Raw genomic sequence first — 18461 nt, forward strand, 5'->3', positions numbered from 1 at the left:
TCTCCTGTCGCGGGTTGGCTCAGTGAGCATATGATCAGTCAACGCGTCTCAGCTGGGACCGTTGCCCACATATCGGACGAACTCCTCAGAATAGCGGCGGGTGATCATCGCCTGCTCGCTGGACGAGACGTCTTCCATCAGCTTGGGGAACCAGGTTCCCTCCTCGGAATAGATGTGATGGGCGACCGCGCCGCGGATATGCTCGAGCTTGTCGAGATAATCCTGGCTCATCGGGTCCAGCCGTTCCAGCAGACCCACCTCCATCTTGGCGGCGGATTGTTCCTGATAGGCAAGCTCGGCATGGCCGACCTGCTTGTCCGCGGCCAGCGCGGGATAGATCGCCGCTTCCTCCGCGATGGAATGGCCCGTGAGGAGCAGCGCCAGCCGCTCCTGCGCATCGCGACGCGTCTCGGCCGTGGCTGCGGCCTTCACCGCAGCGAACAGAGCCTCGATCTGCCGATGATGATCAAGAATATGCGCGAGCCAGCTGCCGCGCGTCGCAAGCCCTTCGGCCTTGGCCCGGGCCTCGGCCCGCGCCTCCTCGCTTTCGGGCGGGGTGACGGCGGCAATGACCTTATCGATGATGGACATGATTAATCTCCTTTCCGAAGGAACTCAGGCAACGGCATCGAGATCGACGATCGGCTCGCGTGCCCAGAACCGCAGCGGCGCCAGCGCTGCGACGAATGCCGTCGCATCGGATTTGCTCTTGAGGGCGAAGCAGCCTTCATCGAGGTCGGGCATCAGACCGGCCTTGGTCAGCAGCGGCTCTGCTTCCTTGCTCAGGCCCATGAACTTGCAGTGGGCAAAAGCGTCCGTCACGAAGTCCTTCGCCGTGGCATCGAGCGCGAGCAATTGCCCGCCTTCGGCCGAGGCGACGACCGCGACGGCATCGAACAGGACCGAAGGCCCGCCATCCACCTTGTAGTGGGCGCCAAGGATCTTACCGTCCGACAAGGTGACCCCGCCGATCTTGGGGGCAATGAACTCGATCATCGCACCGGCTTCATCGACCGCATTGATGATCGCCTGGACGAGCGTCGCGTCGGCGCCGTCCGTCACCAGCAGGCCCAGCTTGCGGCCGGCAAAGCTCTGCGGCCCACGCTTGATGATGCTCAGCGCATCGGACGGCGCCAGATCGGTCCGCGGCTGTACCGCCGCGGTCGCCGCCTGCGGCATGGCCAGCCCCAGCCCGTTTGCGACGGTCGCCGCGAGGTCCGCATCGATGTTCAGCAGATGCGAAACCATGCGGGAGCGGATGTCCGGCCGCTCCACGCGGGAGAGCTCAAACACCAGCGCATCGCCGATATGCTTTTGCTCGATCAACGTCTGGCTCGCATAGAACTGCGTGGCCTGGCTATAATGATCGGCAAAACTTTCCGGGCGGATGCGCAGCTTGTCGCCGTCGGCCGCCTCCGCATAGCTCTTGAACCCGCGCTGCGGGTCCTCACGCGGACCGCCGATTTCCGCGCCCCAGCTATTGGGCTCGTAATTGGCGCGGCCGACGGGATTGCGCATCGCCATATGCCCATCCTGCTGGAAATGCGTGAACGGGCAGCGCGGGGCGTTGATCGGCAAATGCGTGAAATTGGGCGAGCCGAGGCGCTTGAGCTGCGTATCCAGATAGGAGAAATTGCGCCCCTGCAACAGCGGGTCGTTGCTGAAGTCGATGCCCGGCACGACATTCTGCGTGCAGAAAGCAACCTGCTCGGTCTCGGCGAAGAAGTTATCGACCAGACGATCGAGCACCAGACGACCCACGACGCGGATCGGTACCAGTTCCTCGGGAATGATCTTGGTGGCATCGAGCACATCGAAATCGAAGCTGTCAGCAAATTCCTGATCGAAAAGCTGGAGCCCCAGTTCCCATTCCGGGAAGTCGCCGGCTTCAATGGCGGCCCAGAGGTCCCGCCGATGGAAGTCGGGGTCGGCGCCGTTGATCTTGACCGCTTCGTTCCAAGCTACCGACTGAAGGCCCAGCTTGGGCTTCCAGTGGAACTTGACGAATGTCGACTTTCCGTCTGCATCGACCAGCCGGAAGGTGTGGACGCCAAAGCCTTCCATGAAGCGGAAGGAGCGCGGGATCGTCCTGTCGGACATGATCCACATGACCATGTGCATCGATTCCGGCGTCAGGCTGATGAAATCCCAGAAATTGTCGTGCGCCGTCTGGGCCTGCGGAAAGGCGCGATCCGGCTCGGGCTTGGCGGCATGGATCAGGTCGGGAAACTTCATCGCGTCCTGGATGAAGAAGACCGGGATATTGTTGCCAACGAGGTCCCAATTCCCCTCCTTGGTGTAGAGCTTCACCGCAAAGCCGCGCACATCGCGCGCGAGATCGAACGAGCCCTTGGACCCAGCCACGGTCGAGAAGCGCACGAAGGCCTCGGTCCGCTCGCCTACCCGCTGGAAGAGATCGGCACGGGTGACGTCGGACAGGCTGTCTGTCAGCTCGAAAAAGCCGTGGGCGCCATAACCGCGCGCATGAACCACGCGCTCCGGGATACGCTCATGATCGAAGTGGAACATCTTCTCGCGAAAATGGAAGTCTTCCAGCAGCGCGGGGCCGCGCGCGCCCTGCTTGAGGCTGTTCTGGTCATCGGAAACGGGAACGCCCTGCGCGGTCGTCAGCGTCGCGACATCACCGCCAGCGGTCTGCCGCGTTTCGCCACCCTCGCCCATCGGTCCTTCAAAAACAGGCATGTCCTCAAAGGCGGCATCTGCAGAAGGGCTGTTTGCCGATGACCGCTGCTGATCGGATTTCATAGGCGCACGGCCTTTCGCCGCACGCGTTGCCTGTTTCGCCATCGCGGTTCCTTGTCATTGCTGGGATGTGAACGAGTTCGTCTCGTGCTTCACCAACACGCCGTCCGGATGACAGTTGCCTGTTAAGGCTAGGAATTAACATTGATCATAGTGAAAGCCGATCGGGGCTGGATCGCCAGCGCGGCTTATCCGTTAGCCACTCGATGTTGATGGATCGCCTCCTTGCAAACCGCCGCGGCGTGGCCCTGACGCCGGAAGAACGAGCCGCGCTCGAAGACACGATTCTCGAGGTTCGCACCTTTGAGCCCCGCACGACGATTGTCGACGCGGGTCAGATTGTGGATGTCAGCAGCTTCCTGGTCGAAGGGATCATGTCGCGCTATATCGATGATCGCAAAGGCTTGCGGCAACTCGTCGCCATCCATGTGCCTGGCGAATTCGTTGATCTCCATGCTTATCCCATGCGGGAGCTGGACCATGCTATCGGCACGCTCACAACCGCGAGCATCGCCATCGTGCCGCACAAAGCCTTGAGGGAAGTACTCGACCCCCGGCCCGATCTGGCGCGCAAGCTGTGGTTTTCGACGCTGATCGATGCCGCCCTTCATCGTGCTTGGTTGTTCCGGGTCGGGAGGCTCGACGCGGTCGGGCGTGTCGCCCATTTCCTGTGCGAGATGAATGCCCGACTCTATGCAGTGGGATTATCGGACGGACATCGCTTCGTGCTGACCCTGACGCAGGGCGACATTGCCGAGATTTGCGGCCTGACCACCGTTCACACCAATCGGGTGCTCCGCCAATTAAGAGAAGCCGGACTGTGCGAGAGGCACGCCTCACTGGTCCAGATCAACGATTATGCCGGTCTGGCCCGCCGGGGCAATTTTTCATCAGATTATCTGTATCTCGCCCCCTGCGCAGATATCCAGCAAGGAGGACCAGCATGACTGTCCACTCCCCAATCGAGCCCTATGCCGAACCCGGCGTCGCCACGGCTGAGGAGGATCATGTCATCCTCGAGGGCCCGGGCGGGATCGCTGTAACCATGACGGCGGACGCAGCCGTTGCCACGGGCGAGAGCCTGATCGAAGCCGGCGAGGAAGCGCAAAGGCATCAGAAGACCAAATAACTGCGCGGTCTCAGATGCAACGCAAGCTTGGACTGGAACGGTCAAGGGACGGGGCGACCGCCGGTCGCCTCTTCGCGGAGCCCCCCGGCGCCGGGAACGATGTCGAACGGATGGAAGTTTCTCTCCAGCGATGAGGATAACAGGTCGAGAGATGATGTTTCCGCAGGAGAAACCCTCAGAAGCTTATGCCGAGACCCTATCCCCGGCACTACCCGATGACATCATTGCGGCAGCCATGGCCGTGCTCGAAACCGCCAGGCAGGCGGCGATCGGGATCGCCACCGCAGAAAGTTGCACCGGGGGCCTGCTCGCATCGCTGCTGACCGATATCGAGGGGACCAGCAACGCCTTTGACCGGGGCTTCGTCGTCTACAGCAAGGATGCCAAATGCGATCTGCTCGGGCTCAGCCATGAGCTTCTCGAGGATTGCGGCGCGGTGAGTGAACCTGTCGCGCGCGCGATGGCTGAAGGGGCCTTGCGCCGATCCAGAGCGCGACTGGCCATTGCGATCACCGGCTTTGCCGGCCCCGGTGCCTCGGACGATGAGCCGGGGCTGGTCCATTTCGCCTGCGCCGCGCATGGGGCGGATACGCGCCACGGCGTCCATCACTTCGGCGACATCGGGCGCGGCGCGACCAGGATCGAATGCCTGCGCGTTGCGCTTGTCATGCTCGCCGAGGTGGCCGCCGATCCGCAGCGGGCCGCGTGAGGCCGCCCATGGCGACACCGGCACCCGATGGTATCACGCAGGAGCATGAGAGCAACAGCCGGCGGGCCAATCCCTGGCCGCTGGTTCTGCTCACGGTGATCTTGGGCGCCGGCCTGACCGGCCTGTTTGCGGGGCAGGCCCCTGTCGTGCGCAACACCTCGAACGACCGCATCACCCTCGTCGTGCAAACGCCGGAAACGCTGCGCAACGGGATGATTTTTGAGACCATCGTCGAGGTGACGCCGCGCAAACCGATCGACGATCTGGTCATTGCCGTGTCGGATGACCTCTGGCGGGAGATGACGATCAACACGATGATCCCGGCTGCAAGCGAGGAACGTTATAAGGACGGCTCTCGTCAGTTCTCCTTCGGCAAGGCGAAGCCCGGCGAGACCTTCCGCTTCAAGATCGACGGGCAGATCAACCCGCCGCTGTTCGCCGGTACACGCGGCAAGATCGCCGCTCTCGACGGGGAGCGCGAACTCGCTGCCCTGCCCGTCCACATCAAGGTCTTGCCCTGATGGATATCATCCTGCGCGCCAGCGTGATGTTCTTCATCATGTACATGCTGCTCCGGCTGCTGGGCAAACGCGAGCTCAGTCAGGTCACGCCGTTCGAGCTGGTGCTGCTGGTGGTGATGGGCGATCTCGTCCAGCAGGGCATCACCCATAATGATCTCAGCATGACCGGCGCCGCCCTCGCCATTGGCACCATCGCCTTCTGGGCACTGGCGCTGAGCTGGATCACCTATCTTTCCCCACGCGCCGAGCGGCTGCTGGAAGGCGTGCCACGCGTGCTGATCAAGGATGGGGAACTGATTACCCCCAACATGCGCCGTGATCGCGTGACCCGGGCCGAGGTCGAAATCGAGATGCGGCTGGCGGGCATCGCCAACATATCGGAGGTCGCCTGGGCAATCCTTGAACCCAATGGCAAAATGAGCTTCATCGCAAAGAAGGACGATGGGCCAGCCAAGCAGGAAGATGATGACAAGGCCGTTTGACCGGCTCCGCTGACCGCGCCGCCGATCTTTCCAGGTGAACAAGCGCGGCAGGGTTGCCCACAGGCCGGCGTCATTGTATCATCAGGTCCGCCGACCAAACGAACTAATGTATTGGTTCAATCATGCACATTCACCGTACAGCTGGCCTCACGCTATGAGGCCACGCATCGAGATCCTGACTAGTCCCACAGCGCTGCTGCTGCAGCCCGGCGACTTGGCGCTCCCTGCCCGGCCCGAATGGCGCTCGTTCGCGCAAAGTTGGGATGAGCTGCCCCGCGACATGTGGATGGCCGATGGCGGAACCTATCGCCGCCGCCGCTACGCTGCCTTTGAGATCGATGGCGACGCCTGCGCGCGCCTGCCGCATCGCGCCCATTATCAGGATCGCGATCACAATCCCTTGAATGGCGGAGTCGAACGCTGGTTTGCACCAATGGCGGACGAACAGGCCGAGAGCGCGCTATTGCGCGATCTGATGCGGAATACTGCGGCGCGCATTTCGCAGGCCAGCGGTTGCGAAGAGTACGCATGGATGGTCGAAGCCCATCAGTTTCGCATTGAGGCCCTGCCCGACCTCCCCGGCCTTCCGACCCCTGAGGGGATGCATCAGGATGGGCGCGATTGGGTGTTGATCCTGCTGGTCGGCGGTAGCAATTATTCCGGCGGAGAGACCCGCGTCGAAACTGTTTCGGGCGCGTGCCTGCTCGAACACCGGCTCGCGCACGCCGGCGAAGCGCTGCTCCTCGATGATGGAAAGGTGCGCCACGGAACCACGCCGATTCAGTCGGAAGCCGGGGATCTGCCGGCCTGGCGGGATACGCTGGTCCTGACCTTCGCGAACGCCGCGGGGCGCTGAGCGGCCAGCTTGGATCGCTTCTTCATCGTCACCGGCGGCTCCGGATCGGGCAAGACCACACTGCTCGATGCGCTGGCCCGGCATGGCATCGCGACCATGGCCGAGGCCGGGCGCGCGATCATCCAGCAACAGATGGCCGCAGGCGGCAGCGCCCTGCCCTGGGCCGACCGGGAGGCGTTTGCGGAGAAGATGCTGGCCTTCGACGTGACGTCCTATGAGACCGCAAAGGGACAATTCGGCCCGATCCTCTTCGACCGGGGCATCCCGGATGTCATCGGTTATCGTACTCTGTGCGGTCTTTCCATTCCGCACGATCTGGAGCGGACCGCCAGCGCGCACCGCTACAATAACGACGTCTTCATCGCCCCGCCCTGGGCGGACATTTATGCGCAGGATGCCGAGCGCAAACAGGACTGGTCGGAAGCCTTGGCAACCCATGAGGTCATGGCCCGGGTTTATTCCGACCTTGGATATAATCTCGTGCCGCTACCGCTTACGACTCCAGACGAGCGGGCGGATTTCGTGCTGCGCAGGATCAGCGCCAACGCCTCAGCCTGACCAACGACCGCGCGTTACACCAGCCCTCGCGCGGTACTGTCGCCCGCCGGCGTCAGCATCTCCACCACCTCATGAAGCGCGTGCTCGAGACGATCCCGTGACGGGATTGCGCCGAGGCACAGCCGCACGCCCGAGGGCGCACAGGGATCGACGGCCGGCGCATCGGGCGGGGTGAGCGCAATGCCGGCACGCAGGGCGCGGGCGCTCAGGCGCTCGGCATCGAGCATCGGCATCGGCATCCACACATGCAGGCTGCGCGACGCGCCGGGCACGGCCATGGCCTTGCCGAGAATGTCGCGGGCAAGCTGTGTCCGCATCTCCGTCTCGGCGACCAGCTCGTCGGCGATGCGATCGGCCGTGCCATCCTGCTCCCACTGGCTGAACACCAGACCGCCCAAGGACGGCGGCGTATAACCAAAGGCGCGGACACCGAGCAGCAGTCGGTCGCGAATCCCGGCATCCTCCGGCGGCAGTAAAAAGCCGAGGCGAAGGCCCGGCGCCACGGCCTTGGACACGGCCGCGACCATGAGCGTACGCTCGGGCGCCAGATCGGCGAAACTCTCCGGGGCGTCGCGATCCGCGAACACGCGATAGGCATCGTCCTCGACGATCATCAGATCCTGCGCGCGCGCCACCTCGATGATCTCTGCGCGTCGCGCGGCATCGAGCGTGATGGTGGTAGGGTTCTGCAGGGTCGGGATCAACACCACCACGCGCGCACCGGTTTCGCGGGCGGCCCGAGCCAGTGCCTCGGGTTCGAGCCCGCGTTGATCCATGGCGACACCGCCCAGGCGATAGCCGGCATGATCGGCCAGCGTCCGGATGCCGGGATAAGTGGCCGCCTCGCACAAGATCGTATCGCCGGGCCGCGCCAGCGCCGAGAAGGCCAGCGCAAGGCCGTGTTGGCCGCCATTGCACTGGATCACGCGATCCCGCGTGGCGCGCTGAACGCCATGGCGACGGTGGAGCCAGGAGGCTCCGGCCTCCCGGATGGATTCAAGCCCCTCGGGCGGGGCATAATTGACGGCTGTCGCCAGATCCGCGCGCTGTCGCACACGGCTCAACCCTTCACCGATCCAGCGCTCGGCAGGCGCGAGCGGCGGAATGTTGCGCGCCATGTCCAATGGCCCGCCCGCCTCGGCCGGCGACTGCGGCCGCGCCCGGTCCGCGACGAAGGAACCGCGCCCGACATGGCTGGAGATAAAGCCCCGCCGTTCCGCCTCGACATAAGCGCGGCTGACCGTCCCGACACTCAGCGCCAGACGATGAGCAAGGTCGCGCTGCGGCGGAAGGCGATCACCGGGGACGAGCCGCCCCTCGCGCACGTCGCGCTCCAGCGCGGCGACGAGACGCTCGTACATCGGCGCATCGTCGCCCGACACTTCCGGCCGCCAGCCCTTCATTTGCCATCCTCAATAAGATTGAACCGGTTCAATATCACATTTGACACATGGGTCAATCGCGATCATTTCCGCAAGCGGGAGATCATAATGGATACCAGCCTGCTCGCGCCTTTGGCGCTCTACAGTTTCGTCTGCACGGCCACGCCTGGCCCCAATAACATCATGCTCGCCTCATCCGGGCTGGTGTTCGGATTCCGGCGGACGCTGCCCCATATTTTCGGCATCAACTTCGGTTGTGCGGCGATGCTGGCCTTGAGCGGGTTGGGCCTTGGCGCGATCTTCGAAGCCTGGCCGATCCTGCGCTGGGTGCTGCGCATCGTGGGCGCAGCCTATCTGGCCTGGCTTGCAGTGAAACTCTGGCAATCCGAAGGCATGGCCCGGCGTGAAGGCGCGCATCCGATGACTTTCTGGCAGGCGGCGGCCTTCCAGTTCATCAATCCCAAGGCATGGGCCATCACCGTGCCTGCCATCGCCACCTTTACCGTGCCGGACCGTCCGCTGGGTCTGCAGCTTGCGGTGATCGTCGCGGCTTTCTCGCTGGTCGGCCTGCCCTCCATCGCGGGCTGGGCGGCCATGGGCGCCGGCGCGCGCGAATTGCTCGAGAGTCGCAAGGCCATGACACTTTTCGTGCGTACCATGGCCATCATGACGGCGCTCACCGCCCTGCTGTTTCTGATCTAGGGAGATAGGCGCATGACCCGCGACGAGATGATGCGCTTTGCGGCCCGGTGGATCGCCAACTGGAACGCGCGCGATCTGGAGGCGGTGCTTTCGCACTTCGCCGAGGACGCGCGCTTCATCAGTCCCTTGGCCAGGGAGGTTACCGGTTCGCGCATTATCGAGGGCAAGGCCGCGTTGCGCGCTTATTGGTGCGATGCGCTTGCGGCCACGACGGACATGCACTTCACCCTGATCGCGGCGGTGTGCGACATCGAGGCACAGGTGCTGGACGTGCATTATCTCGCGCAGCGGAACGGCCGATCCCGGCGCGCGCTGGAGACGATGCGGTTCGTCGATGGCAAGCAGGTGGAAGGCGAGGCCTTTTTCGGCATCGATCTCACAGACTGATAGCAGGCGCGGTTGCCAAAGCCCGCGCGAGCGTCTAGCAGGCTCGGTACATCAAGAGTTGGGGCGACGCCCAACGCCAACCTGCCAATCCGGGCAAGGTGGCACTCCGCAAGGAGGATGTGGCCGAACGGCAATTATGCGGATCAAGCCACTCAGCGTCGACCCGGACAAGGACCGACGCACTGTGCCGATCAAGATACCAGACCACCTCCCCGCCCGCCGTACCCTGGAAGCGGAAGGCGTCCTCGTCATGGACGAAGGCACCGCAACGCGGCAGGACATCCGGCCATTGCGGATCGGCCTGCTGAACCTGATGCCGGACAAGATCAGCACCGAGACGCAGATTGCCCGGCTGCTCGGCGCCACGCCGCTCCAGATCGAGCTGACGCTGGTGCGGATTACGGATCACGCCACCCGCAATACCTCCGCCGATCATATGGCCGCCTTTTATCGCCCGTGGAGCGCGGTACGTCATGAGCGGTTCGATGGCTTCATCATCACCGGGGCGCCGGTGGAGCGGCTCGATTATGAGGATGTACGCTACTGGCCGGAACTGACCGACATCTTCGACTGGACGCAGACGCATGTTCACCGCAGCCTGACGATCTGCTGGGCGGCGCAGGCGGCGCTTTATCACTTCCATGGCCTGCGCAAGCGCACCTTGGAGCAGAAGGCGTTCGGGATCTTCCCGCATCGCAATCGCCTGCCGACCTCGCCATATCTGCGGGGCATGTCCGACGTGTTCGACGTGCCGGTGTCGCGCTGGACCGAGGTGCCGCAGATGGAGCTGGAGACGGCGCCGCATCTGCAGATTCTTGCCGATGCGGCCGGAACAGGCGCGGGTCTGGTTTATGACGAGGCCCGGCACATGCTCCACATGTTCAACCATCTGGAATATGATACGGAGACGCTCGCACGCGAATATGCCCGCGATGGCGGGGCCTGTTTGCCTGTCGACTATTTCCCGCAGAATGACCCAACGCGTCCACCGCTGAACAGCTGGCGGAGCCACGCCCATCTGCTGTTCGCCAACTGGATCAACGAGGCCTATCAAACCACCGCGTTCGACCTTGCATGTCGGGCGGGAGCCATTGCCGGTGTCGTGAAGGACATCACCGGTTCCGCGCGCGCCGCAGCCTCCAGTTGGCGATGTGCGCCCCCGCGAGCAGCAGGCTGCCCGAGACCGTGATCGCCGTTTCCAGAATCTCTAGACTGGCGAACAGGATGCCGACCGCCATCAGCGCCAGGCCGACCGCGCCGATCGCCAAGGGCACGGGCGCGCGATGCCTGCGCCAACCACTCACCAGCGCCAAGGCGCTGGTCGGCACCGCGAGCGCGAGGACGATCGCGTGGAAGCTCTCGCCCGGATCGATCTGATCGGCGAAGGCCGGGAGGGCTGCCAGCAGCAGCGGCAGTCCCAGACAGTGGATCATGCAGGCGACGGAGGCGCAGACGGCAAAGCCATCCAGCCAGTCGTTTCTGCTCCGGGTTTGCGTGAGGGGAGATGCGGCGGCTGCGTGATTCATTTCCATGCCACTATTATGATATGGTATATCATGTCTTTCAAGGCATGGAGGCATTTAATTGGTCGGAACGCTACCTCTGAAGCAGCCCGCTATTCAACGCTAAGCGCCGCCAATCAGGGAGCGAAGCCTGAACAACGCGCAGCCGCCCACCCTCTCAGTTCCACCAGCATTGAGACTGCGCCAGCGCGCCCGCAACGTGGAAAACTCCACGTCGCGGGCGTTCGCATTCAAGCCTTGGGGATCACCGGCACCAGTAGATGGCTGTCATACTGACCACCGGTGTGGATGATATGTGTGCCGGCGTTGCGCAGTTCTTCGTGGCGCGCGAAGGGCAGCATCGGCAGGCCCTCGCGATAGATATCCATGCCCTTCACGACGACGCGCAATTGCTCGCCCGCCCGGAACAGCGTGGAGGACGGCCAGATCTCGATATCGACAGGCACCGGAACGCCCGGCTCCAGCGGCTCCTCGACCAGATGGCTGTGGACCGGTTGGAACGGCGTCGAGCGTGCGTCATCCAGGGCACGATGGCTGGCGCGCAGCCAACCGAGCGCCACAGGGCCGTTCTCGAAAAAGGCGTAGAAGGTCATGCCCACCGGATTGCCATCGGCATCGAGCTTCTGCAGCGCGACGAACAGGTCCATGTCGTCCGCGCCCTGCGCTTCCACCCACAGGCGCAGCTTCATGTAGCCGGTCAGCTCGGTATCCGTGTCGAAGCGGATATCGAAGCCGGCCTCGCCGGCTTCATCGAGCGGGTCATAGGAGGCGCTGGCTGCATTGCCCACGGGCTCGCCTTGCATCGTGCCGGTCGCGGCATCGAGATAGAGCGGCGTGTAGACCGTGCGTGCCAGCGGCCATTCCTGCTCGCCGCGCATGGTCCATGTCTGCGCGCTTTCGCGGACTTCGAGTAGCACCTTGGGCCAGTCGGCAAGGCCGCTCTCGACGCCTTTGAGATAGCGATCGAAAAAGACGCGGGCCAGTTCCTTGCTCTCGGGCATATAATAATGCGCCCATTTCTTGCGGCCATGGCCGATCAGCCATTTATCCGCCGAGGAGAACTGGCGGAAGGCCTCGAAGGTGCCGCGGGTATGCAGCGCCTGATCCGCCCAGCTGCCGACGACCAGCGCCGGAATGTCGATGGCCGACAGGTCGACTTCCTTGCTCGCCCAATAGGCATCGTACAAAGGGTGCGCCTGCACATTGGCGTTGGTATCCTCGTAGCGCTGATGGCCAAAGCGCAGATTGCTGCTGCCGCGCGGCAGGAAGCCCGTCTCTCGAATGCCGCCATGATATGCGAACTCGCGATACCAGTCCGAGAAGCCTTCCCATGGATTGATGGCGGCCAGATGCGGCGGCTTGAGCTGACCGACGAGATACTGGATCGCCGCGAGATAGGAGACGCCGGTCATGCCGACCTTGCCATTGCTCCAATCCTGCACGGCGAGCCATTCGATGAGATCGTAGCAATCCTCGCCCTCGCCAAGGCCGTTGTGGCGCACGTCCCCTTCGGACTGCCACATGCCGCGAGAATCCGCATTGCACACGGCATAGCCATGCGCGCACCAGAAGGCCGGATCGGGCGCCTCGAAGGCGGTGAAGCGGGACATCCAACCGGCCTCCACGCCCGAATGAGGCGGGAAGAGCTTATCGGACAGGCCATGCTTGCCATAAGGGCTCCACCCCAGCAGCACGGGCAGCGGGCCGTCCGCGGCATCGGCGGGACGATAGAGATCGACGTAGATGTGAACGCCGTCGCGCAGCGTCACCTGGATATTGCGGTCGATGAGGAGGCCGTCCTCTTCCCACTGCTCATGGGCAATCGGCGGCAGCGGCGGCTTGCCCGGTGCTGTCGTGGGATCAATGCTATCCTTCATGATCAGCGTGAAGCCGGCCGTATCGCTCATCGACTATCCTCTCGTCTGGAAATTAAAAATGCCCGGCGATCGGTTCGACCGCCGGGCACATCATTAACGGATCAGAACTTGAACCGGGCACCGATGCGGTAGGAACGGCCAACCACGTCATACAGCACGTTGTTGGTCGGACCGAAGCTGGACGGTGCGTCCACCGGCGGATCCTTGTCGAACAGATTGTTGATCGCGCCGAAGATCTCCATCTTCTGGTCGCCACGGTTCCAGACCGCGACGCTGCCGTTCAGGTTCACATAGGTCCAAGGCGCGATGTAGTTGTCGTTGATGCTGTCCGTACGGTTCGGATCGTAGCCGTACTGCCCCGGCCCCACGAGCGCATTGTTATAGGTACCGCCGGAGATGTGCCGCACCTGAACCTGCAGGGTCGCAGGATCAGCGTTGAACGTCACATAGCCATTGATGATGTAACGCGGCATGCCCGAGGGCTGCGACACGGGCGAGCCATTCATGCCCGCACGGTCGATGACGCCACTTGCCGAGTCGGTGATCAGATCGTCGATGATCGTGGCCATGCCGCGCAACGAAACGCTACCGCCCAACACGTTGATCGGCAACGTGTAGGCCGCCTCAATATCCCAGCCCCGCGTGATGAGGCTACCCAGATTGATGTTGCGGTTGGTGATCGACTGGATCGTACCCAGCGTCTGACCGGACTGCAGCGGAGCGCGTGTGATGAGGTCGCAGAGTGTCGCGATATTGCTCACCTCGCAACCCGTGACGATCACCTGCGCCCCAAGTTGAGAAACGGCGTTCTTGAGTTTGATGTCGAAGTAATCAACCGAGAACCGAAGGCGCCCAGCACTGCCGAGGTCGGGCTGGAGAACCACGCCAACAGTGAGCGTATCCGCTTCCTCAGGGACGAGATTGGGATTGCCGCCCAGCAGAACCGAGGCGAGCACCTGGCCACCGGCTGCCGGGTTGACGCTCTGGAAGCTGGTCTGCGTCGGGCCGAACAGCTCGAACAGATTGGGCGCACGAATGTCGCGCGACCGCGTACCGCGCAAGCGCAGCCAGTCGAGCGGCGCGGCTTCCAGGCCGGCCTTCCAGGTAATCACATCGCCACTGGTGGAATAATCGGTGTAGCGAACGGCACCGTTAAAGAACACACCTGGCGCGAGCGGCACATCGAGCTCGCCGAATGCTTCGAAAATGTCGACCTTACCATCGATCGGCGCACCCGGACCGGTGTAGAACTGGAGCGCGCGGGAAATCGCGTCGGCACGGCCGCGTGCGATGTCCTGGCGCAATTCCACGCCAGTCGCCGCCTTGATCGGGCCAGCCCAACCTTGGAAGAGCGTACCGTTCATCGAGGCTGCCACAACGTTCTGGGTCAGGCGGGTGTCCTGTTCAACCGTGCCGTGCGTCCAAGCCTTGGCCGCAGCCGAGACATTACCCTCGCCGAACGGGTTCAGAGGCACACAGCCTGCAGCAGCGGCAACGCCCTGTAGGGTGCCACGGCAGACAATGTTGCCATTCGCAACGCCGGTGGTGAATTCACCTTGATCGACGGCATCGATCGCCAGCTGAATGCGCGGCGTGATCGAGGTGTTGTAACCACGCTGCCAGTAATCGGTGCGACCGAACTGGTAATAAGCATCGAATTTCCAGTCGCCCCACATTTCAGCATTGATACCCACGACCGCGCGGTAGGTGTCACGCTTCACCGTCGAACGCTGCGGTCCAAGATCCTCCCACACGCGACCGAAGGGAATGGATGCGAGGCCGAACGTTGCCATGGTATTCGCGACGGAATCAGGGAGATAGGCATTGTCCTGACGGATCGTCAGATTGCCGAGGTCACGGCGCTGGGCGCCGATGGTGGAACCGTTCACCCGGCTGTACGAGCCTTCGGTGAACAGCTCGATGCCGTCTGCGACCTCGAACTTTGCATGAACAAAGGCGTTCAGACGCTCGACAGGCGCGGCGATGGGGAAGTTATCGTAAAAAGGCTGACGCCCATCGCCGCCGCCGCTCTGGAAGAGGCCGGAGCCGTAGTAGGTTCCAAAGTCGTGACGACCCGTCGTGCCATTGGACCGGAACTCCAGACCCGGAAGTCCCGAGGCAATCAGTGCCGCGTTTGCCGGCGTGTTGGGAACCAGAGGGATCAAACCATTATAGGACGAAGAACCGGTGGTCGTGTTCGGCAGGATCAATGTTGCCGGCAGACCCGGCGCCACCCGGCCGAGTGAGGGATTGGTCGCAACACGATAGGGATTGGCAACCGTGTTGTAGCCCAGCGCGCACCAGTCGCGGGTGTAGCAGTCGCCTGTGCCCTTGTTGTCGGAATATTCAACGCCCGCGACGATGTGACCACGGCCACCGGCAAAGCCCATGCCGCCGGCGAGGGCGAACTGATATTCCTTGCCATCGCCTGCATCGTTGATGCCGTACTGCGCCGAGCCCTTGAGGCCGGTCAGGTTGGTGTCGAGAATGACGTTGACGACGCCCGCGACGGCGTCCGAGCCGTAAGCGGCCGAGGCACCGCCGGTCACCACGTCGACGCGCTCGACCAGCGAGGTCGGGATGATGTTGAGGTCGACCGCGCCGGCATTGGCGAAGGAGCTGCCCTGCACGGTCGAGGCCACCACGCGGCGACCGTTGATGAGCACGAGCGTGCGGTTGGCGCCGAGGCCGCGCAAGTCGGCGGTGGAGGCGCCGATGTTGTTGGCGAAGATCGCGTTGGTGCTCGGCGTCGCCTGCGGACGGAAGGACGGCAGCTCGTTCAGCACCTGCGCGACGTTGACGGCGGCCTGGCGCGCGATCTGCTCACCGCCGACGACGGAAACGGGCGTGGGCTGATCGAAGCCGGTGCGCGCGATGCGCGAGCCGGTGACGATGATCGCCTCGCCGGCCTCATCATCCTGCGGCTGCGCGGCGTCCTGGGCGAAAGCGGGCGTGGCGACAAAAGCCATGCCGAGCGCGAGAGCGCTCAGGCTGGCACCGGCACCGGCCCGCAAAATGCGCGAACGGGTAATGAATGGGGACATGGACAATCTCCTCTCCTGATCAGGCACTAGGCACAAGCTTTGCCGAACGACGCGCGCGCAAAGACAATGCCCGCCCCCGTTCGACATGCTGGAAAAACAACGATGACGGACTATCAAGGGAGAATTGATCCCTCAACACCTTTAGCGCGAGTTAACTGCCTCATTGGCGAGGTGTGACATATCGGTCACAAAACTGGCGTGTTGCGTTGAAAAAGTCCACTCGGATGGCGGTTTCTGAGCACCAGACCCCCCCAGCGAGGTCAGGGAGCGAGGGGAATCGTCTCAGCCTCGGCGAGGATCAGGAGGAAGTCCTCCCGGGCGTCGGTCCAAACCTGTCGGGGGGTCCAGCCACCGGCTGAAAGCAGAGCGCGAGCGGACTGTTCAGTATATTTGTGGCTGTTCTCAGTATGGATGGTTTCCCCATCGCGCATGAAGAACAGGCGGTCCTCGACCTGGAACGCGACGTCCCGCTGCGCCTCAAGATGCATTTCGATCCGGCTCGCGGAGGGGTTCCAACGGGCGACATGGTGGAAATCGTCCACGGGAATGTCCGCGCCCAGCTCCCGGTTAATCCGGTGCAGGAGATTGAGGTTGAATTGCGCGGTCACGCCTTGCGCGTCGTCATAAGCGGCAATCAGGCGATCGATTGGTTTCACCCGGTCGATGCCGATCAGCAGCCACGAGCCATGGCCGAGCGTGTCGCGCATCGAGCGCAGAAGGTCCGTCGCGGCGAAGGGCGCGAGATTGCCGATGGTGGAGCCCGGAAAGAAGCCGAGCATCGCACTGCCACGCAGCGCGGAGGGCAGCGCCACGGCTTTGGTGAAGTCGGCTTCGACCGGATAGATCGGCAGGTCCGGCAGCAATTGCGCGAGATCGGCGTTGGACTGGAGGAGAAATTCCCCCGAAATATCGATCGGCACATAAGCGGAAGGGATGACCTGCCGCAGCAGATGCGGGGTCTTGAGCGAACTGCCGGAGCCGAACTCCACAACGACCCGCCCCTCCCCGATCAGGCCTGCGACATCACCGCAATGGGTCTTGAGCAAGCCGACTTCCGTGCGGGTCGGGTAATATTCGGGCAGCCGCGTGATATCCTCGAACAGTTCCGAGCCGACAAGATCGTAAAACCAGCGCGCCGGGATGGCCTTTTGCCGTTGCGAAAGCCCCGACAGGACGTCCTCGCAAAATGCACTGGTGCCTTCATCCGGTGCGCAGCGGTCCAGCAGATCGAGTTTGGGCATCGTCGCCATGGTTAGCAGTCCTTTGCGAGCCGCAGTCCGGTGAACTGCCAGCGCTGATGGGGGTGAAAGAAATTCCGGTACGAGGCGCGCATATGGCCGCGCGGCGTGGCGCAACTCCCGCCCTTCAGCACGAACTGGCTGCTCATGAACTTGCCATTATATTCGCCGACCGCGCCCTCGGCGGTGCGAAAGCCGGGATAGGGTCGATAGGCCGAACCGGTCCATTCCCAGACATTGCCGAACAGCGAGAGAAGGCCGGGCCCATCTTCCGGGCATCGCGGCGCGACCGGTCCCGGCCCGTCAAGCTGGATGCCGCCGTGAGGATCGGCACCCTGTGCCGCCGCTTCCAGTTCCTGCTCGGTGGGCAGGCGCGCGCCGGACCAGCTCGCAAAGGCATCGGCCTCGTAGAAGCTGATATGCGTGACCGGATCGGCATCATCCACGGCCTGCCAGCCCGAAAGACTGAACTGCTCGCAGGCGCCATCCGACTTCCGCCAGTAAAGCGGATGGCCGATCCCCTCACGATTGCACCAGTCCCATCCGTCTGACAGCCACAGGGATGCCGTGCGATAGCCGCCATCCTCGATGAACGCGCGCCACTCGCCATTGCTGACCGGTCGATTGGCGAGCGCGTGGGGCGCGAGATAATGGGGATGACGCGGCTGCTCATTATCGAAGGCGAAGGCGGCATCGCCATCTGCGTGGCCAATGTCGGCAAGGCCGTTGGGTCGCTCGATCCAGCGCACGGCCGGGGTCTCGCTATGTCCTCGCGGTTGTGCGGGCCACAAAGCGACATCCAGCGGGTTGCACGAAAACAGATGCTTGAGATCGGTCAGCATCAGTTCCTGATGCTGCTGCTCATGATGGAGGCCGAGGGTGAGCAAGTCCGGGCACGCCTCCGCAAGCCGAGGCATCGCATTCAGGACCGCCTCATCGACCCGCCCCCGATAATCGCGGACCTCCGCGAGCGTGGGGCGCGTGAGCAGGCCTCGATGAGGGCGCGGGTGTCGCGGCCCCTCCGCTTCATAATAGCTGTTGAAGAGATAGGCCCAGCGATCGTCATGCGCGACATAGCCCGGCACATGGTCGCGCAGCACGAAGGTTTCGAAAAACCAGGTCGTATGGGCGAGGTGCCACTTGGCCGGCGAGGCGTCGGGCATCGACTGCACCGTCGCGTCAGGATCGCTCAGCGGCGCCGACAGGTCGAGAGAAAGCGAGCGGACGGATTGGAAGCGGTCAGCCAGGTCCGCAGAACATGCCTCGGCGACCTGCGCGCGGCTCGCCATC

18 protein-coding genes and 1 riboswitch are annotated in these 18461 nt (G+C 63.4%); of the genes, 10 read left to right on the top strand and 8 right to left on the bottom strand.

What is annotated here, in order from left to right; all coding sequences use genetic code 11:
• Positions 1-48: 48 nt before the first annotated feature.
• Complete coding sequence (locus tag M2335_RS09730; RefSeq protein WP_264594550.1) at positions 49-591, bottom strand: hemerythrin domain-containing protein; 543 nt, start codon at positions 589-591, stop codon at positions 49-51.
• Positions 592-615: 24 nt separating this feature from the next.
• Complete coding sequence (locus tag M2335_RS09735) at positions 616-2703, bottom strand: catalase (protein ID WP_413716114.1); 2088 nt, start codon at positions 2701-2703, stop codon at positions 616-618.
• Positions 2704-2969: 266 nt separating this feature from the next.
• Here M2335_RS09735 and M2335_RS09740 point away from each other — a divergent pair, with 266 nt between their 5' ends.
• The 7 genes from M2335_RS09740 (at position 2970) to M2335_RS09770 (ending at position 7018) form a co-directional block, all read left to right on the top strand.
• Positions 2970-3710 (top strand): Crp/Fnr family transcriptional regulator, encoded by a 741-nt coding sequence (locus tag M2335_RS09740; protein ID WP_264570211.1) that lies wholly within the window; start codon positions 2970-2972, stop codon positions 3708-3710.
• Positions 3707-3892 (top strand): hypothetical protein, encoded by a 186-nt coding sequence (locus tag M2335_RS09745; protein WP_181559564.1) that lies wholly within the window; start codon positions 3707-3709, stop codon positions 3890-3892. Before M2335_RS09740 ends, M2335_RS09745 begins: the two co-directional genes overlap by 4 nt.
• A 151-nt stretch (positions 3893-4043) precedes the next feature.
• A complete protein-coding gene (locus M2335_RS09750) occupies positions 4044-4601 on the top strand; it encodes a CinA family protein (RefSeq protein WP_264594551.1) in 558 nt (185 codons plus the stop codon).
• An 8-nt stretch (positions 4602-4609) separates the two neighbouring features.
• The gene (locus tag M2335_RS09755) at positions 4610-5122 is read left to right on the top strand and encodes a hypothetical protein (protein WP_264594552.1); all 513 of its coding nucleotides are present in this window, start codon (positions 4610-4612) and stop codon (positions 5120-5122) included.
• Positions 5122-5604 (top strand): DUF421 domain-containing protein, encoded by a 483-nt coding sequence (locus tag M2335_RS09760; RefSeq protein ID WP_181559562.1) that lies wholly within the window; start codon positions 5122-5124, stop codon positions 5602-5604. Before M2335_RS09755 ends, M2335_RS09760 begins: the two co-directional genes overlap by 1 nt.
• 73 nt (positions 5605-5677) lie before the next feature.
• Positions 5678-6460: a 2OG-Fe dioxygenase family protein gene (locus M2335_RS09765; RefSeq protein ID WP_264594553.1), complete on the top strand. Its 783-nt coding sequence runs from the start codon at positions 5678-5680 to the stop codon at positions 6458-6460.
• 9 nt (positions 6461-6469) lie between these two features.
• The gene (locus M2335_RS09770; RefSeq protein WP_264594554.1) at positions 6470-7018 is read left to right on the top strand and encodes an AAA family ATPase; all 549 of its coding nucleotides are present in this window, start codon (positions 6470-6472) and stop codon (positions 7016-7018) included.
• Between the two features lie 14 nt (positions 7019-7032).
• On the opposite strand, the gene M2335_RS09775 is transcribed toward M2335_RS09770, so the two are convergent.
• The gene (locus tag M2335_RS09775) at positions 7033-8421 is read right to left on the bottom strand and encodes a PLP-dependent aminotransferase family protein (RefSeq protein WP_264594555.1); all 1389 of its coding nucleotides are present in this window, start codon (positions 8419-8421) and stop codon (positions 7033-7035) included.
• Between the two features lie 87 nt (positions 8422-8508).
• On the opposite strand from M2335_RS09775, the gene M2335_RS09780 reads away from it, so the two are divergent.
• The 3 genes from M2335_RS09780 to M2335_RS09790 all read left to right on the top strand — a co-directional run bounded on the left by M2335_RS09780 (position 8509) and on the right by M2335_RS09790 (position 10678).
• Positions 8509-9102, top strand: coding sequence for a LysE family translocator (locus M2335_RS09780; RefSeq protein WP_181559558.1), 594 nt, complete (start codon positions 8509-8511; stop codon positions 9100-9102).
• A 12-nt stretch (positions 9103-9114) separates the two neighbouring features.
• Positions 9115-9489 (top strand): nuclear transport factor 2 family protein, encoded by a 375-nt coding sequence (locus M2335_RS09785; RefSeq protein ID WP_264594556.1) that lies wholly within the window; start codon positions 9115-9117, stop codon positions 9487-9489.
• A 43-nt stretch (positions 9490-9532) separates the two neighbouring features.
• A riboswitch (SAM-I-IV-variant riboswitch) is annotated at positions 9533-9637 on the top strand.
• A 36-nt stretch (positions 9638-9673) separates the two neighbouring features.
• Positions 9674-10678, top strand: coding sequence for a homoserine O-succinyltransferase (locus tag M2335_RS09790; RefSeq protein WP_264595391.1), 1005 nt, complete (start codon positions 9674-9676; stop codon positions 10676-10678).
• Here M2335_RS09790 and M2335_RS09795 read toward each other — a convergent pair.
• The 5 genes from M2335_RS09795 to egtB form a co-directional block, all read right to left on the bottom strand.
• The gene (locus tag M2335_RS09795) at positions 10602-11021 is read right to left on the bottom strand and encodes a MerC domain-containing protein (RefSeq protein ID WP_264594557.1); all 420 of its coding nucleotides are present in this window, start codon (positions 11019-11021) and stop codon (positions 10602-10604) included. The two genes, M2335_RS09790 and M2335_RS09795, sit on opposite strands and share 77 nt — an antisense overlap.
• A gap of 221 nt (positions 11022-11242) precedes the next feature.
• Positions 11243-12919 (bottom strand): CocE/NonD family hydrolase, encoded by a 1677-nt coding sequence (locus M2335_RS09800; RefSeq protein WP_264594558.1) that lies wholly within the window; start codon positions 12917-12919, stop codon positions 11243-11245.
• Positions 12920-12990: 71 nt separating this feature from the next.
• Positions 12991-15933, bottom strand: coding sequence for a TonB-dependent receptor plug domain-containing protein (locus M2335_RS09805; protein WP_264594559.1), 2943 nt, complete (start codon positions 15931-15933; stop codon positions 12991-12993).
• Between the two features lie 260 nt (positions 15934-16193).
• Positions 16194-17183 carry an L-histidine N(alpha)-methyltransferase gene (gene egtD / locus M2335_RS09810; protein ID WP_413716115.1) on the bottom strand — a complete coding sequence of 330 codons (990 nt, stop codon included), beginning with the start codon at positions 17181-17183 and terminating at the stop codon, positions 16194-16196.
• 2 nt (positions 17184-17185) lie between these two features.
• Positions 17186-18460 (bottom strand): ergothioneine biosynthesis protein EgtB, encoded by a 1275-nt coding sequence (egtB, locus tag M2335_RS09815; RefSeq protein ID WP_264594560.1) that lies wholly within the window; start codon positions 18458-18460, stop codon positions 17186-17188.
• Position 18461 lies beyond the last annotated feature (1 nt).

It is taken from the genome of Sphingobium sp. B12D2B (assembly GCF_025961775.1).
Classification (GTDB): domain Bacteria; phylum Pseudomonadota; class Alphaproteobacteria; order Sphingomonadales; family Sphingomonadaceae; genus Sphingobium.

Coding starts and splice junctions, on each gene's coding strand:
- egtB (WP_264594560.1), bottom strand. CDS start 18,460: ATGGCGAGCCGCGCGCAGGTCGCCGAGGCATGTTCTGCGGACCTGGCT.
- M2335_RS09805 (WP_264594559.1), bottom strand. CDS start 15,933: ATGTCCCCATTCATTACCCGTTCGCGCATTTTGCGGGCCGGTGCCGGT.
- M2335_RS09775 (WP_264594555.1), bottom strand. CDS start 8,421: ATGAAGGGCTGGCGGCCGGAAGTGTCGGGCGACGATGCGCCGATGTAC.
- M2335_RS09780 (WP_181559558.1), top strand. CDS start 8,509: ATGGATACCAGCCTGCTCGCGCCTTTGGCGCTCTACAGTTTCGTCTGC.
- M2335_RS09785 (WP_264594556.1), top strand. CDS start 9,115: ATGACCCGCGACGAGATGATGCGCTTTGCGGCCCGGTGGATCGCCAAC.
- M2335_RS09735 (WP_413716114.1), bottom strand. CDS start 2,703: ATGCCTGTTTTTGAAGGACCGATGGGCGAGGGTGGCGAAACGCGGCAG.
- M2335_RS09750 (WP_264594551.1), top strand. CDS start 4,044: ATGATGTTTCCGCAGGAGAAACCCTCAGAAGCTTATGCCGAGACCCTA.
- egtD (WP_413716115.1), bottom strand. CDS start 17,183: ATGGCGACGATGCCCAAACTCGATCTGCTGGACCGCTGCGCACCGGAT.
- M2335_RS09745 (WP_181559564.1), top strand. CDS start 3,707: ATGACTGTCCACTCCCCAATCGAGCCCTATGCCGAACCCGGCGTCGCC.
- M2335_RS09800 (WP_264594558.1), bottom strand. CDS start 12,919: ATGAGCGATACGGCCGGCTTCACGCTGATCATGAAGGATAGCATTGAT.
- M2335_RS09760 (WP_181559562.1), top strand. CDS start 5,122: ATGGATATCATCCTGCGCGCCAGCGTGATGTTCTTCATCATGTACATG.
- M2335_RS09740 (WP_264570211.1), top strand. CDS start 2,970: ATGTTGATGGATCGCCTCCTTGCAAACCGCCGCGGCGTGGCCCTGACG.
- M2335_RS09795 (WP_264594557.1), bottom strand. CDS start 11,021: ATGGAAATGAATCACGCAGCCGCCGCATCTCCCCTCACGCAAACCCGG.
- M2335_RS09755 (WP_264594552.1), top strand. CDS start 4,610: ATGGCGACACCGGCACCCGATGGTATCACGCAGGAGCATGAGAGCAAC.
- M2335_RS09730 (WP_264594550.1), bottom strand. CDS start 591: ATGTCCATCATCGATAAGGTCATTGCCGCCGTCACCCCGCCCGAAAGC.